The organism is Pararhodobacter sp. SW119 (assembly GCF_017811755.1).
GTDB lineage: Bacteria > Pseudomonadota > Alphaproteobacteria > Rhodobacterales > Rhodobacteraceae > Pararhodobacter.
In genome coordinates this window covers 1-14,251 of the sequence record NZ_JADDJF010000063.1, presented here as the reverse complement: position 1 = coordinate 14,251, position 14,251 = coordinate 1, and the positions used below count along the sequence as shown (strand labels likewise).

General features: G+C 63.9%; 14 protein-coding genes and 1 pseudogene. 10 read left to right on the top strand and 5 right to left on the bottom strand.

Annotated elements, in window-relative coordinates; genetic code table 11:
- Nucleotides 1-708: 708 nt before the first annotated feature.
- The 6 genes from IM708_RS18495 (at nt 709) to IM708_RS18470 (ending at nt 7,560) form a co-directional block, all read left to right on the top strand.
- Nucleotides 709-3,525: a CARDB domain-containing protein gene (locus IM708_RS18495; protein ID WP_209428052.1), complete on the top strand. Its 2,817-nt coding sequence runs from the start codon at nt 709-711 to the stop codon at nt 3,523-3,525.
- A 213-nt stretch (nt 3,526-3,738) separates the two neighbouring features.
- On the top strand, nt 3,739-4,425 hold the full coding sequence (locus IM708_RS18490; RefSeq protein ID WP_209428051.1) for an IS6 family transposase: 687 nt from the start codon (nt 3,739-3,741) through the stop codon (nt 4,423-4,425).
- 17 nt (nt 4,426-4,442) lie between these two features.
- Nucleotides 4,443-5,267 carry an FAD-dependent monooxygenase gene (locus IM708_RS18485; RefSeq protein WP_209428053.1) on the top strand — a complete coding sequence of 275 codons (825 nt, stop codon included), beginning with the start codon at nt 4,443-4,445 and terminating at the stop codon, nt 5,265-5,267.
- Between the two features lie 31 nt (nt 5,268-5,298).
- Complete coding sequence (locus IM708_RS18480) at nt 5,299-5,484, top strand: hypothetical protein (protein WP_209428050.1); 186 nt, start codon at nt 5,299-5,301, stop codon at nt 5,482-5,484.
- 381 nt (nt 5,485-5,865) lie between these two features.
- Nucleotides 5,866-7,011, top strand: coding sequence for a cytochrome P450 (locus IM708_RS18475; protein WP_209428049.1), 1,146 nt, complete (start codon nt 5,866-5,868; stop codon nt 7,009-7,011).
- Nucleotides 7,012-7,170: 159 nt separating this feature from the next.
- Nucleotides 7,171-7,560: a hypothetical protein gene (locus tag IM708_RS18470; RefSeq protein ID WP_209428048.1), complete on the top strand. Its 390-nt coding sequence runs from the start codon at nt 7,171-7,173 to the stop codon at nt 7,558-7,560.
- Nucleotides 7,561-7,567: 7 nt separating this feature from the next.
- Here the strand turns inward: IM708_RS18470 and IM708_RS18465 are convergent, their stop codons facing one another.
- Complete coding sequence (locus IM708_RS18465; protein WP_209428047.1) at nt 7,568-8,455, bottom strand: LysR family transcriptional regulator; 888 nt, start codon at nt 8,453-8,455, stop codon at nt 7,568-7,570.
- 94 nt (nt 8,456-8,549) lie between these two features.
- Here IM708_RS18465 and IM708_RS18460 point away from each other — a divergent pair, with 94 nt between their 5' ends.
- The 3 genes from IM708_RS18460 (at nt 8,550) to IM708_RS18450 (ending at nt 10,421) form a co-directional block, all read left to right on the top strand.
- A complete protein-coding gene (locus IM708_RS18460) occupies nt 8,550-9,077 on the top strand; it encodes an SRPBCC domain-containing protein (RefSeq protein WP_209428046.1) in 528 nt (175 codons plus the stop codon).
- A 66-nt stretch (nt 9,078-9,143) separates the two neighbouring features.
- Nucleotides 9,144-9,491 carry a nuclear transport factor 2 family protein gene (locus IM708_RS18455; protein ID WP_209428045.1) on the top strand — a complete coding sequence of 116 codons (348 nt, stop codon included), beginning with the start codon at nt 9,144-9,146 and terminating at the stop codon, nt 9,489-9,491.
- Between the two features lie 54 nt (nt 9,492-9,545).
- On the top strand, nt 9,546-10,421 hold the full coding sequence (locus tag IM708_RS18450; protein ID WP_209428044.1) for an alpha/beta fold hydrolase: 876 nt from the start codon (nt 9,546-9,548) through the stop codon (nt 10,419-10,421).
- 10 nt (nt 10,422-10,431) lie between these two features.
- On the opposite strand, the gene IM708_RS18445 is transcribed toward IM708_RS18450, so the two are convergent.
- Nucleotides 10,432-11,001, bottom strand: coding sequence for an MAPEG family protein (locus IM708_RS18445; RefSeq protein WP_209428043.1), 570 nt, complete (start codon nt 10,999-11,001; stop codon nt 10,432-10,434).
- Nucleotides 11,002-11,366: 365 nt separating this feature from the next.
- Here IM708_RS18445 and IM708_RS18440 point away from each other — a divergent pair, with 365 nt between their 5' ends.
- Nucleotides 11,367-12,233 carry a LysR family transcriptional regulator gene (locus IM708_RS18440; RefSeq protein WP_209428042.1) on the top strand — a complete coding sequence of 289 codons (867 nt, stop codon included), beginning with the start codon at nt 11,367-11,369 and terminating at the stop codon, nt 12,231-12,233.
- Between the two features lie 13 nt (nt 12,234-12,246).
- Here IM708_RS18440 and IM708_RS18435 read toward each other — a convergent pair whose 3' ends face one another.
- The 3 genes and pseudogenes from IM708_RS18435 to IM708_RS18425 form a co-directional block, all read right to left on the bottom strand.
- Nucleotides 12,247-12,705: a hypothetical protein gene (locus IM708_RS18435; RefSeq protein ID WP_209428041.1), complete on the bottom strand. Its 459-nt coding sequence runs from the start codon at nt 12,703-12,705 to the stop codon at nt 12,247-12,249.
- Nucleotides 12,706-12,718: 13 nt separating this feature from the next.
- A complete protein-coding gene (locus IM708_RS18430) occupies nt 12,719-13,960 on the bottom strand; it encodes a transglutaminase domain-containing protein (RefSeq protein WP_209428040.1) in 1,242 nt (413 codons plus the stop codon).
- Nucleotides 13,957-14,251 (bottom strand): annotated as a pseudogene (locus IM708_RS18425) (helix-turn-helix domain-containing protein); the annotation flags it as partial. The gene IM708_RS18430 and the pseudogene IM708_RS18425, both read right to left, overlap by 4 nt.

Below are 14,251 nucleotides of genomic sequence, written 5' to 3'. Positions count from 1 at the left end.
GCAACACGAAGGCGCAATTCGGAACATTGCAGCAACTTGGCAGGAGATGGTGAAGGGTCGCTCCCATCGCTTCTTGAGCCTGATTTGTGGAGCGGCAAGGCAAACGCCGCTGCCTTGGAGCCATTGAGGAAGAAGCGCGCGGAAATCCATCGGGGCTCGCGGCGACGAGATATCGGGCCGCTCAAAGAAGCCGGATATACGTCCGCAATGCGATCGCCGAACCAGAACCAACCAGACCGTTGCAATCAGGCGGGGTCCATATACGTCCACAAATGACAATGCCCGCGCCTTTAATGCGCTATTCACTTCTATCAGAGATTCTCTAAGCGTCCTGAGTCGGTCAGGTTCGCGGCCTGCCGCTTGATATGTGACCGGAATCCTGGGCGACGCTGCTACCATAAGCTTGTCCCGCTGGCAAAATTCCTGGTTTCTGAAGTGGTCAACCTTGGCGCGTTTTACGCTACTCCTGATCGCACTCCGGCGCCTCGGCGAGCGTGCTGGTCGAATGGTGGAACGCCTAGAAAAATCGGCGCCGACCAATGATATCTCACGCCGCCTGCCATTGGCGAGAGCTCGCTGTCCTCAAGACTGCCACGAGTTCGTTGACTGCCTGAAGGACGAGAGTTTTAAAGCGGGTGGCACGGCGGCCTATGCGCCCCTTGTCACAAGAACGTCAACCGACACCTAATTCCGAGGAGCGGACGGCTCATGAAGATCCAAGGTCCAGACTTGGTCGCGGCAAACCTAGATATCAATGGTTTGAGCTTTTTTGTTGGGGAGCGCTTCGACTTCATTCTTGATATTTCTAATATCGGTGGCCTGCACTCCGGAGAGTTCTCTGTTTCTTTTTACATCACAGAAGATCAAGGTCTCGATTACGGAGTCCATTTGTTTAGTGAAGAGGGCATACCTAGTCTCTCGCCGGGCGAGAGAAGCTTGTTTGACTTCTCTGCCTACACTGACGGAAGTTGGTACTCTGGAGAATATTACCTGGCTGCGGTTATCGACAGCAAAGAAGACGTGGATGAAGCGGATGAGACTAACAACGTCATCTATAAACAAATTTACTTGAAGGGAATTGAACCGGCCGGGGATGTGGCGTTTTCTTTATACCGCAGTAGTACAGCCGATCAAATACTCGAACGAGGTGGTATATTTTCTACTTACTTCGAGGTGATCAACTCATACCTGGGACAAACAGACTTTGGTCGGTCAACATCCGCGCGGATTGTTTTTTCGACCGATCAGAATGTATCAGGCGATGATATTTTCCTCGGTGATTTCCATATCCCAGACCTCTCCGTCGGGCAGAGGGAGGCGTTTCTCGAAGCTGAGGTCTTACTGCCAGACAACATGCCCTTGGGAAACTACTATGTTGCTATAATCCTTGATCCAGACAACTTAATCAACGAAGCCGATGAAGACAACAACACCGCATGGTACTCGCATACCTTTAAAGTTGTCGAGTCGGGGGCTCCATTTGACGTAAGCGCATCCAACTTAAAAGTATCGATGCGTTCGGATGGAAGCGGGATTTTCGATGCGACGTTTGAAATTTCAAATCACGGACCTTTTTTGCCTGATGGAACGTTGGTCGCGCTCCGACTGACAAACGACGAAAGCATTCATGGGGAGGAGGGCTATTTTGTTGGTTTTGCCAGCACAGGCGAACTGAGGTCTAGCGAATCTGTGAGCGTTGAAATTTCTGAAATTGACCTAGATTGGGTTCTCGCCGATGGGACATTCAATCCAGGCGTCCATTACTTTTCAGTCGAAGCTGACTATAATGACCGGATTGTAGAGTCGGACGAACAGAACAACATCTCGAACTTTGTGCCTTTCGTGCTGGGGCGCCCAGTAGAGGCGGGTAGCGTTTTCGCCGAGACCGGCACGCTGGCGCTGAACCACAACGCGCAGACGGTGACACTTCAGCGGAGTTACGAGAAACCGGTCGTCATCGCCTTCGTGGCGACCAAGAACGGGGCGGATCCGGTCAACGTGCGCATCGGCGACGTGAGTGCCAACAAGTTGACGCTGCAACTGCAGGAGCCGAATTACCTCGACGGTTGGCACACCAACGAGACTGTAAACTACATGGTGGTTGAGGCGGGGACGTGGATCCTGCCGGATGGTACGATCCTCGAAGCCGGAACCCTGAACAGCAACCAACTGTCTTCGAACCGGTTCGAGTCGGTCGTTTTCGACGCAGAGTTCGATAGCGCGCCGGTGATTCTCAGCCAGGTGCAGACCTTTAACGGCGGCGACTTCGTCACGACCCGCCAGCGCAGTGCGGACTCCGACGGGTTCCAGCTGACGATGCAGAAGGAGGAAGCGCTGAACTCCGGCGGCCATGTGACTGAGACGCTCGGCTGGGTTGCGATCGAGGCTGGCAGCGGCACGGCCGGCGATGTGAGCTGGCTCGCGGGCAGCACTTCGGGCGTCACCCATGCGAATGCCTCGGTCGGCATTGGTGCGAGTGTTGCCGGCGGTGCAAAAGTGATCGCCGCGCTCTCGAGCTTCGCGGGCGCGGACTCGGCTTGGGTGCGCGGCAACGGCAGCTCCTACGATGCATTCGATGTCTCGGTGGAGGAAGAGGCCAGCCGGGATGCCGAGACCCTGCACACTGCGGAAACCGTAGACTACTTCGTGTTCAAAAAGGCGGGCACGATCTCCGCCGCACCGATCCACACCTTTGCCGAGACCGGCACGCTGACGCTGAACCACAACGCGCAGACGGTGACACTTCAGCGGAGTTACGAGAAACCGGTCGTCATCGCCTTCGTGGCGACCGAGAACGGGGCGGATCCGGTCAACGTGCGCATCGGCGACGTGAGTGCCAACAAGTTGACGCTGCAACTGCAGGAGCCGAATTACCTCGACGGTTGGCACACCAACGAGACTGTAAACTACATGGTGGTTGAGGCGGGGACGTGGATCCTGCCGGATGGTACGATCCTCGAAGCCGGAACCCTGAACAGCAACCAACTGTCTTCGAACCGGTTCGAGTCGGTCGTTTTCGACGCAGAGTTCGATAGCGCGCCGGTGATTCTCAGCCAGGTGCAGACCTTTAACGGCGGCGACTTCGTCACGACCCGCCAGCGCAGTGCGGACTCCGACGGGTTCCAGCTGACGATGCAGAAGGAGGAAGCGCTGAACTCCGGCGGCCATGTGACTGAGACGCTCGGCTGGGTTGCGATCGAGGCTGGCAGCGGCACGGCCGGCGATGTGAGCTGGCTCGCGGGCAGCACTTCGGGCGTCACCCATGCGAATGCCTCGGTCGGCATTGGTGCGAGTGTTGCCGGCGGTGCAAAAGTGATCGCCGCGCTCTCGAGCTTCGCGGGCGCGGACTCGGCTTGGGTGCGCGGCAACGGCAGCTCCTACGATGCATTCGATGTCTCGGTGGAGGAAGAGGCCAGCCGGGATGCCGAGACCCTGCACACTGCGGAAACCGTAGACTACTTCGTGTTCAATGAATCCGGAGTCATTGGAGCATACGACTATGATTTCTTCTATGATTTCTTCTGACCTGCCCCCCAGCGGTTCCCTCGTGGTGATGTAGAGTCTGGGCGGTGTCAGAGCAAATTCCTTGAGTGGGGCAGGGGGCAGTGTCAGACAAACCCGGCTTGAGTGGCGCAGGTTGGTCGCGTAGTTTCCTCAGATGCCCAAACCGAACCCCTTCCGCGGCGGTGTCAGAGCAAATTGCTTGAGCGGGGCAGGGCGGTCGAGTAGGTTCCGTGGATGCCCAAACCCAGCCCCTTCCGCTACTTCAAGACGAGCCCCGAGATCATCCGCCTTGCGGTGATGCTCTACATCCGTTTTCCGCTCTCGCTACGCAACGTCGAGGACCTGCTCCACGAGCGCGGTATCGAAATCAGCCACGAGACGGTGCGGTTCTGGTGGAACAGGTTCGGCCCGATGTTCGCCGCCGAGATCCGCCGGCGCCGCGTCGAACGGATGCGTTCGTCGCAGCACTGGCGGTGGCACCTCGACGAGATGTTCGTGAAGATCAACGGCGAACTGCACTACCTCTGGCGGGCGGTGGATCATGAGGGCGAGGTACTGGAATCCTTTGTCACAAAGCGCCGGGACCGCAAGGCGGCGCTGAAATTCCTGAAAAAAGCGATGCGGCGGCACGGTTCGCCGGAAGTGATGGTGACCGACCGGCTGCGCTCCTACGGTGCCGCGCTGCGAACGCTGGGAGCCTCCGATTTGCAGGTGACAGGTCGCTACCTGAACAACCGTGCGGAGAATTCGCACCAGCCGTTGCGACGACGGGAGCGGGCGATGCTGCGCTTCCGGCGCATGCGATCATTGCAGACCTTCGCTGCCGTCCACTCCTCCGTCCATAATCATTTTAACCAGGAGCGTGATCTCTACAGCCGAGACAACTTCAAGCTAAACCGCGCCGCCGCCCTCGCCGAGTAGCGTCAGCTCGGCGCGGCCTGAGGCGGAGCGTTGCTGGGATAACTGAGACTGGTTCGCATTCGTCTGACAGCACAGTTCTTTGCGGTGACGGACGCGAGCAACACGCTGACATTCTGATCGGCGCTGACGGGATCGGCTCAAAGGTGCGCGCGGCGATGCCTGGCGGGAACGTCCGGCCGAGCTACACCGGACTTATCAATCTCGGCGGCATCCTGCCCGGCTCCGGCCTCGCGCCGACCGACGGCGAAATGCGGATGATCTGGGGCAGCCGGGCCTTCTTCGGCTATGCCGTGCGCGACAACGGCGAGGCCTGGTGGTTCGCCAATATCGGGGATGCGCGCGAACCTTCGCGAAATGCGATGCGCCAGGAGCGAGACGCCTGGGCGGGACAACTGACCGCACATTTTTCAGACGACTTGCCGCTCATCCCTGACCTTATACGCCGCACTTCCGAAATACATTCCTATCCGATCCACGATCTTCCGCATGTACCGTGCTGGCGTGACGGACCGGTCGGGTTGATCGGCGACGCGGCGCATGCCACCTCGCCCAGTTCCGGTCAGGGCGCGTCGCTCGCGCTCGAGGATGCGGCCCACCTCGCCGTCTGCCTGCGCGATATCGCCGATCCTGCCGCAGCGCTCGCCCACTTCGAGGCAGAGCGCCGTCCGCGCGCTGAGCAGATTGTGGCCGAGGGTCGCCGTCGGGGTGCCTACAAGGCGCCACGCAGCCGCGCGCAAATGTGGCTGCGCGACGCCCTCATGCCCATCGTTTTTCGCTTCCTTGTAACCGAGCAATCGCTCGCCTGGATCCACGACTACCGCGTGCCGCACTCTGCGGCCTGAACCTCGAGACCCGGAAAAGGAGACCAAGACCATGACTGACCTGCAAGCCGAGAAATACGGATGGATCGCCGCCTTCCTGCTGGTCATCCCCGGCTTCACACTGATTGGCGCCGGCGCCGGGCTTGCGCAGAACGACCCCGGACCCTGGACGCTGATCGGCCTTGGTGCCGGCCTTGTCGCGTGGGGGCTGGTTGTCGCGCTTCGACCCCGCAGATGATGCAAGGCAACCGGCAAGATTACCGATGGCGCGACGATACAGCTCGGTGCTGATGGGATCGGCTCGAAAATACGCCGCCATCCGGGCGGGGCGGTGTATCCGTTCTTCACCGGTCTTCCAGACCGTTGCAGAACCGTGCACCTGGCCTTGCACGGTGATAGCTGGAAGATCCGGGGCAACCGCGCCTTCTTCGGTGAGGCGGTGCGCGAGATCGAGCCGCTGCGAATGGTTGCCCGAGAGTAGGCTTTCCGCTATGCAACCGCCCTGCGCAAGAGGATCATTCGTGACCGACACCCTCCACAACCGCTGACTTTGTCCGCCAGGGACAATTGCTCCGGCCCAAGGCCCGGGGGTTCAGCATACGTGGATGGGAGATGGAACTTGCGAATTTTCAAGGAATGCAATCATGCGGCCTTCTGGGCCGACCCGGCTGCGGGGTTTGCGCGGTTGTTTGATGCGGGCGAGCGTGTGTTGCGCGCGCCGGATGGGGCGCTGTGCCTGTTCGGGCACGCCAAATTGACGACACTGGCCCGCGAACCTTCGGTCGAGGGCGTGGCAATCGCTGCCGATGCCTTCGGCGCACATATTGAACTGGCGTCGTTCTACGGTGCCGGGCTATTCGCGAGGTCCGGCCAGCGACATCGCCAGACTCGACGCGCGGCGCTGGCGGGGTTGGGCGGCGCACCAGTTGCAACACGCGCAGACGAGATCGCGGCAGTGGTGCAACAGGCGCTGGCCGATTGCCCGACCGAGACGCCAGCAGACCTTGCGCAGGATCTGGTCCTGCCGCTGACCGCGCGTGTCTGGGCGCGCGTGGCCGGATACCCCGCCGGTGCAGAGTCGGACCTTGCGGCTGCCGTGGCCGCGCTTTCGGACCCCGGTGCGGATGCAGCGCTACAGGCGAATGCTGCGCGGGACGTGCTGGCGCTGACCCGGGCGGCGTGGCACGCGCGCGCCTCGCCCTTCATGAAGGCCATCGCCGATGCGATGCCCCTCGACATGAACGCTGACCCGGTGCCGCTTGTGGCCGCGATGGCAGTGGACGGAATCGACAGCGCGGCGGCCGGGCTTGCCGGAGCTCTGACGGTTCTTCTTCGCCAGCCGCCTGATTCAGTGTCGCAACACGGGGTTGAGCCCTGCCTGCAAGAGGCTCTGCGGCTGGCCATGCCTGTCATTCTGTCAATGCGGCAGTCAACCGAAAACACGGCCTACGCGGACATCGAGATTCCGCGCGGCACGGTGCTGTGGATGTGGTGGGGTGCGGGCTGCATGGACCCTGCGGCCTATCCCACGCCTGACCGGTTCGAGCCGGGTCGCGCGGGACCGCGCGCACCCGTGTTCGGCGCAGGCGCCCACGCCTGCCTTGGCCATGTCCTGATCCGAACCATCGCGCTGCCGCTGATTTCGGACGCCTTCGGCGGGATGGGCCAGCTGGCGGCGTGCGGTCCGGCGTTGCCTGGCCTGCCGTGGCGCGTGTCCCGGCTGCCGCGTCAGAGCGTGATCTGGTCGCCAATGCGGCAGGCCTGATCGCGCGGGGGCGCCGCGGTGCAGGCAGGCCAAGGTGCACGGGCGTGCAAAGCGTTCATGGATTTCTCGATACCGGCGATACGCCTTTCGGCACTTCCCGGGCCGGAGACGCGGTCGCTATCCTGCCCGACAGGCAGAACTTCCAGAAAGGGTGCTCCGATGAGCGAAAAACACCCCAGGACGGCCCCCCCATTTCCATGGTGGTATGCCGCGGCAAGCGGTGCGATCACGGGCGGGGCGGTGGCGATCCCGGCGCTGGGTTTTCCTCTCAACGTTATCGCCGCGGTCGGGGTCGCCGCGGGGTCAGGCCTCTACCTTGGCCACCACCAGCGGCGCACCGACTTGCCGCAAGGGATCGGGCAGGGCCGACGGCGGCTTGTGGGGCTGGCTTTCGTTGCGCTGTTCCTGACGCTGATGGCGCTGGCGGTGGTGGCAAGCGTGGCGGACCTCCCGCCCGCTCTCGCGCCGACGCTGGTGTTCACGGGTTTTGCTATTGGCTTCGTCTACCCCGGCGCCTGGCGCGCGGCGGGGCGTGACGGCGCGCGCTGAGCCGCACTTACCCGGCCAGCGCCTGCGGCAGATGCTCGGCCAGATGATCGGCCAGCAGCCGCACGCGCGCGGTTTGGCGCAAATCGGCGTGTAGCACCAGCCAGCACTCCAGCGTGAACGCGACCTTCCCGGCCAGCACCGGGCGCAGATCGGGGTCGCGCCGCGCGATCCCGGCCTGCATCACACCGATGCCGACCCCCGTGCGGATGGCGTTGAGTTGCGCCGCCTCTCGGTCGCAGCGCAAGCAGATCCTGCGGCGAGGGATACCGGCCTGCGCAAATCCCTCCAGTGCCGCCGCATCGCTGTCCGGGCCGATCAGGACATGGTCGGCCAGGTCATCGAGCGTCTCGGGCGTGCCGTGCCGGTTCAGGTAGCTTGAATGGGCATGAAGCCCGATCTGCACATCCGCCAGCTTGCGCGCCACCAGCCCTGACTGCGTGGGCCGGACCATGCGCAGCGCCAGATCGGCCTCGCGCCGCAGCAGATCGTCATTGTGGTTCGAAAGCGCCAGTTCTACCTCCAGCCCCGGATGATCGGCCAGCAGCGGGGCGAGGAGGGCGGGCAGCACCTCGGCCCCCACCACTTCGGACGCGCCCAGCCGGACGACACCGCGCGCGGCCTCGAGCGGAGCGGATGCCGCGCGTTCGAGCGCCGCGGCCGAGGCGGCCATGGCGCGCGCCTCAGGCAGCATCTGCTGTCCGAGATCGCTGAGCGTCATGCCCTGCGGCGCGCGCAGGAATAGTGTGGCACCAAGGGAAGCTTCCAGAAGGTCGACATGGCGGCTGATAGTCGGCTGCGTCAGCCCCAACGCACGCGCGGCCGCTGACAGGCTTCCATGTTCGGCGACAGCGATGAAGCTGCGCCAGTGGTCCCACTGGATCGGTGCAATGCTCATACATTTCTCTATAACAGATATCATCCTTCGGGCAATTCCCGGATATGACGCAATGGGCTATCCCGGTCCTGTACCTTGAACGGAGGACCACATCATGACTGCACTGCTGCTCACCGCTTCTGCCCTGGCCCTTGGCGCCGTATTTGCCTTCGCCCCGCGCGACGGATTCGAGACCGAGATCTTCATCGACGCCCCGCCAGAGCGCGTGTGGACGCTGCTCACCGACCCCGTCGCGCATGCCGGTTGGAACCCGATGATTCGCGAAGTCGCTGGTTGCTTCGCCGTTGGCAACCGCGTCCGACTCACGATGCGCACGCCCTCGGGCGGAACCATGAGCTTCAGTCCGCGCGTGTTGGTCGCCGCCCCAGACCGCGAGCTGCGCTGGCTGGGACGTCTGGGCCTGCCACACCTCTTCGATGGTGAGCACTACTTCAGGCTGATCCCCGAGGCCGGCGGTACCCGCCTGATCCATGGCGAGCGCTTTCGTGGCGTGCTGCTCTGGGCGATGGATGTGCAGCAGTTCAAGCCTGGCTTCGAGGCCGGAAATGCGGCGCTTAAGGTAATCGCGGAAGCGTTGACGGCGGCACAGCGTGGAGATGAGCAATCGGTCGCCGCAAGCTGACATGGCTTCGTTGACCGGGGGCCTTCGGTGCAACATGCTTGCGCCGTTGAAATAATGGAGGAGAGATTGGCTGATCTTGACATATTGTGGGAATGCGAACGCGGCTTCTGGCTGGAGGGTGCCCCGCACTACGAACGACATCTTGCGCAGGATGCGCGCATGGTCTTTCCCGAACCCGCCGGGATCCTTGATGCAAACCAGATCATGCAGGGGCTCGACGGCGCCCCGCGCTGGGAATCGGTCGAGTTCGAGGCGCAACATGTGATCCATGCCGGCGACACCGCGGTGCTGAGCTATCGCGGCACCGGCCAACGCCCGGGCAATGCACCTTATCGCGTGCTGTGCTCCAGCACGTATGTCCGGCAGGGTGGCGACTGGAAGATGCTCATGCACCAGCACACGTTGCGCGATTGATATGGTGCCAAGGGATGGCTTTGTCCTGTCGGACGCAGCGAGTAGGAAGCTGCGGTGCACCTGAATGCGAAACCGACTCATCGCTCGGAGGCCGGTCGGGCGGCGCTTCGGGCGGCCTATGACCGATGGCTGGCGGTACTGCCCGCCGGGATCGAGCGCATTGAGGTCCAGACCCGTTTCGGATCGACCAGCGTTCTGGTCGCCGGCCCGAGGGGCGCTCCGCCGCTGGTGGTCCATCAGGGCGGGAATTTCCCCAACCCTGCGACGCTGCACTGGTTCGCCCCGCTGATGGCGCGCTTCAGGGTCTTCGCGCCGGACCTACCCGGCGCCCCCGGCTACAGCACCCCACACCATCTGGATAGCCGTAAGGGGGAGTTGCACGCCTGGGCTTGCGGCGTGCTCGACGCGTTGGAACTGGAGTGTGTGCCGCATCTGGGCGTGTCCTTCGGCGCCGGGATCATCCTGGAGCTGGCGAGCATGGCGCCCGAGCGGATAGACCGCATGGCTCTGATTGCCCCGGCTGGCGTGCTCAAGCCCGCAATGTGGCCGTTGGTTACGCAGCTTGCCGTGCCGATGCTGCGCTACCGGCTTCGCCCGACGCGCGCCAATCTCACCGCGGCGGTGGCACCGCTGCACAGCGACCCGCCCTCGGACCTGATGCTCGACACCCACGCCGCCGTGTTCCTGCACCTTCGGCTCGCCCATCGCATGCCCGGCCCGATTGCCGATGGCGCGCTCGCTGGGTGCCACTGCCCTGCGTTGATCATCGGCGCTGAACGCGATCCGCTCTTTCCCGGAGAGGCTCTTCTGGCGCGTGCGCGGCACCTGCTCCCGCGGGCAGATGCCCGGCTGTTGCAGGGCAGCCACCATTTTCCCTCGGCGAAGGATCTGGATGCAATTGAAGGCTGGCTCGACGCGTTCCTTCCGTGATTGCCACGGCTCACCCGCCAAAGAGCGCCAGTCCCAGCACCAGCGGATAGCCCAGCGCGGCGGGCATCATGGTCAGGCCCATGCCCAGCGCGCGGCCTTGTGCGCCGCGTGGGTAGCCGATGTAGAACAGTACCCGCCCGATCACGAACAGCCCTGCCGCCACCGGCAACAACGCGAGCCATGCACCACCCGCGACAGCAGCCAGCGCGAAATAGACGCCTGCCGCCAGCACGGTCTGTTCGAGCGTGTTCTGAAGAAACGCCGCCTTGATCGCCAGCCGCTCACTGGGCGGCCTTGCTGCCTGCCCGCCGATATCCTCGGGCGAGAAGCGCCGCGTGGTCGACACCATCAAGATCCCCACAAGCAGCACGAAACCCGGGACCGCCCAGCACATCGCAGCAAAGCCCAGCCGGTCGGCCATGGCACTCGGCAGATCGGCAATCGCTGGACCGATCCAGAAGGCGGCGCCAAAGCCTGCCAGCGTCACCGCGGTCGCGATGGACGTATCGCGCCGGATGGCGCGTTCCTCGGCAGCCATGTCCACAGTTTCGGGCGCGCGGCGATAGTCGTCGAGATGCATGTGATCTCCTTGGCAAGTCGGGGTCGGGTTTGCACCTGAAGGCTAGCATCCCTGTCAAACCCGGCTCGAGTCTGAGTCAACCGGCACTGTCCGGGAGGCCGAGTGTCGCGCGGCGCGGCGCGCGCGCCACCATCGTCCGAACTGTGCGCGCCAAGCGAAGACCCGCCACAGCCCCGCCCATTCGGGCGCATCAAGCGGATCGTCAAGCGGGTGGCGGCGGCGTGGGCGCAGAAACGCACGCCCCACCAGTGCGTGAAGCATATGCATGGAAGTCTCCATTTTTGATGGAATCTGCGTTATTGCACCTAGGTAGCGGCAGAAAACGCGCGCTTTTAGCCCGAGCGCCCGAATGCTATCTTTCAGAAATGAACGACCTTGACTGGAACGACCTACGCCTCTTCTGCCATGTCGTGCGCGAGGGGACGCTGTCGGGCGCCGCCGTGCGCACCGGTATCAGCGCCCCCACGCTGGGGCGGGCGATGCGCGCGTTGGAAACGCGGCTGGGCCGGGCGCTGTTCGCGCGGCATCGCACTGGCTATCGCCTGCTGCCTGACGGGCAGGCGCTCTATGACCGCGTGCGCGGGATGGAGGCCTCGGCGCGCGCGATCAAGGACTGGCGCGAAGGGGCGCATGCGCTGCCCATCGTTTCCGCGGCCATGGGCAACTGGATGTCGGTGTTCCTCGGCGGGCGGCTCAATGCGGTGTGGACGCCCGAGGACCGGTTCCGCCTGTGCTTCAAGACATCCGAGCAACCCGTCGATCTTGAACGGCGCGAGGCCGATATCGCGATTGCCCGCGACCGACCCGAGACTGGCAACGTGGTGGCGCTGCGGCTTGGCCCCTGCGCCTATGCGCCCTATGCTGCGCGGGCATTTGATCAGACGCGCAACAGCGCCTGGGTCGCGCTGGCCCGCGAGGTCGCCCAGACACCGGCCGAGCGCTGGACCGATGCCGATCCGGCGCGCTGGATCACGGTCTGGGCCAATGCGCGCGGTATCCTTTACGATCTGACTGTGGGCGGGGCAGGGCGCGCGGTGCTGCCCTGCTATCTGGGCGACAGCGATCCTGATCTAGTGCGCGCAGGTTCCGCAATCCCCGAAATCGAGGAGTCACTCTGGCTGATTGCCCATGCCGACGAACGCCACCGGTCGGAGGTGCGCGCCATGATCGACCGGCTGCGGGCTTTCTTTCGTGAGCGCGATGGGCTGCTATCCGGTGCACTGGGCAACTGACCGCGCTGGCTTTTCAGCCCAGACCGAACATCGCCCGCCAGTTCTGCGCTGTCATGCCTTGCGCGTAATCACGCTGCATCGCGGCGTCGAGCACTTCGACCAGCAGCCGATCCTCCAGCCAGATCTCGACGCATTCGAACGGTCCGCGGTTGCAGATCCGGGTGACCCAGCCCTCTGCCGCGCCGATGCGGAGGATTTCGCTGCGGTCGAGGGTGGATGCGACGGCCACATGCGCAAACGTCGCGCCTGCATCCGGGCGGCCTGCTTCGCAGGTGATGGTTTGCGAGCCAGCCTTCAGGCGATGGGTCAGCGGATAGACCTCGATCGCCGTGCCGTCATCCTGTGCGGCAAAGGCGATCCACGAGTCCGGAAAGGGCGGGAATGGTAGGGCTTGCCCGCCGAGCAGGTTGGCAAGAAAGCGCGAGACGCGCTCAGGGTCGTCCGCAGTGATCGAAACGTGAAGCAATGCCATATGTTTTCATCCTTCATGTTTGGAATTTGTCGATGTTCCGGCGAAAGGATGCCTCAATGCGCAACCACAGAGGCGATCGCACCCGGATGAGACGCAGGCTGCGAAGCATTCCAATGCCGAACAGCCCTGCCCAAAGCGACACGCCCGCCTGTAGGAAACCCGAAAGGCTCGGCACGAAAGGTGTGACGAACGAGACCAGAAAGACCGCTGCCGCCCCCTTCAGCGGGTGCATCGCTACAACATCCGTCCAGACCAGCGGATTGCGCGGAAGCCAGCGCGACGCAGAATGTACGCCGAACCGCCAGGCGCGAATGCGCTGCAGCCAGCGACGGGGCGAGGCATGAGATGGCTGACGGATCGCCGTCCAGGGCAACTGCAAAAATGGCACGACCGGCACTCCCTGCCAGCGCGGGGTCTCGTGCCAGGCCACGACCTCCCCAAGCCCCTCAGCTGTGAACTTTATTGAGGGAACCTCTGCGACTGGGTCTACAGGCTCACCCGGCCATGGCAGTCCGGTATGACGCGAGAGCACCAGCCGATAGGGGTCGAGCGCGCTGATATGGTCCCTGGTGTCGCGGCCGGTGTCGAGGATCGGGCCCAGATAGTCGCCCTCGCGCACCAGGTTCGGGTCCACCGGCAGCCAACCATTGCCATCCCACGCCTCGGCCCAGGCGTGCGGCGTGGTCATCCACGGCGCGGTGATCAGCCCGAAGACGGGCCTCGCAGGGATCCCGGCCACATGGCACAGTGCGACGAAGACGAAGGCATACTCGCCGCAATCTCCCCAGCCGCGGGCAAGCGATAGCGCCGCGCCGCGCGCGTCGCGGGGATAACGGTAGCGCAGCGCGCCGGCTGCGGCGTGGGCCAGCGCGGTGATGCGCACGCCGGTGTCCCCGACGCCCGCGATGCTGCGGCCCGCAAGGTCGCGCAGGGCGTCGTCCGGCACGATCATCGGCGCGGGCGCCAGATCGGCGGGGCCCGGCGAAGCCACGTCCAGATACGCGCCCGGCACCAGTCGCCGCGTTTCGATCCGCGCGGAGACGGTCGCAACCTGCCCGCGGTCCAGCCGGATCATACGCCTGCGGCCATGTTCGTCGGTGATATCGCGCCCGCGCGGCGCGTCCAAGCCCAGCACGCGCTGATAGCCGTCATCCGAGGGCAGTGGCAGCAACACGTCGAGCGAGCCATCGGCCGCATATCCCCATGGGTCGAAGCGCAGCGTCACCGTGCAGGCAAATCGATCCGCCCCGCTCATGTTCCCTCCTGCCCGGTCCGCGGCCCTCCGGCCGCGGCGACGGCAACCAGCAGCGGCACCACCCGGTCTGGCGGCACGCTGTAGCGCCCGCGCCGTTCGCTGCGCAGCCAGCCAGTGGCGGTCAGTTCCCTCAGATGGTGGTGCAATTGCCCGGTGGTGCCCTCGCCCAGCGTTTCTGCCAAGGCGGCTGTTTCGCGCGTGCCGTTGAGCACCGCCTGCAACAGATGCAGCCGCACCGGATGGCCAAGTGCGGCCAGTGCGGGCGCGATCTCGTCCCAGTCTGCGGTCAGC

Coding starts and splice junctions, on each gene's coding strand:
- IM708_RS18495 (WP_209428052.1), top strand. CDS start 709: ATGAAGATCCAAGGTCCAGACTTGGTCGCGGCAAACCTAGATATCAAT.
- IM708_RS18490 (WP_209428051.1), top strand. CDS start 3,739: ATGCCCAAACCCAGCCCCTTCCGCTACTTCAAGACGAGCCCCGAGATC.
- IM708_RS18480 (WP_209428050.1), top strand. CDS start 5,299: ATGACTGACCTGCAAGCCGAGAAATACGGATGGATCGCCGCCTTCCTG.
- IM708_RS18470 (WP_209428048.1), top strand. CDS start 7,171: ATGAGCGAAAAACACCCCAGGACGGCCCCCCCATTTCCATGGTGGTAT.
- IM708_RS18465 (WP_209428047.1), bottom strand. CDS start 8,455: ATGAGCATTGCACCGATCCAGTGGGACCACTGGCGCAGCTTCATCGCT.
- IM708_RS18460 (WP_209428046.1), top strand. CDS start 8,550: ATGACTGCACTGCTGCTCACCGCTTCTGCCCTGGCCCTTGGCGCCGTA.
- IM708_RS18445 (WP_209428043.1), bottom strand. CDS start 11,001: ATGCATCTCGACGACTATCGCCGCGCGCCCGAAACTGTGGACATGGCT.
- IM708_RS18440 (WP_209428042.1), top strand. CDS start 11,367: ATGAACGACCTTGACTGGAACGACCTACGCCTCTTCTGCCATGTCGTG.
- IM708_RS18435 (WP_209428041.1), bottom strand. CDS start 12,705: ATGGCATTGCTTCACGTTTCGATCACTGCGGACGACCCTGAGCGCGTC.
- IM708_RS18430 (WP_209428040.1), bottom strand. CDS start 13,960: ATGAGCGGGGCGGATCGATTTGCCTGCACGGTGACGCTGCGCTTCGAC.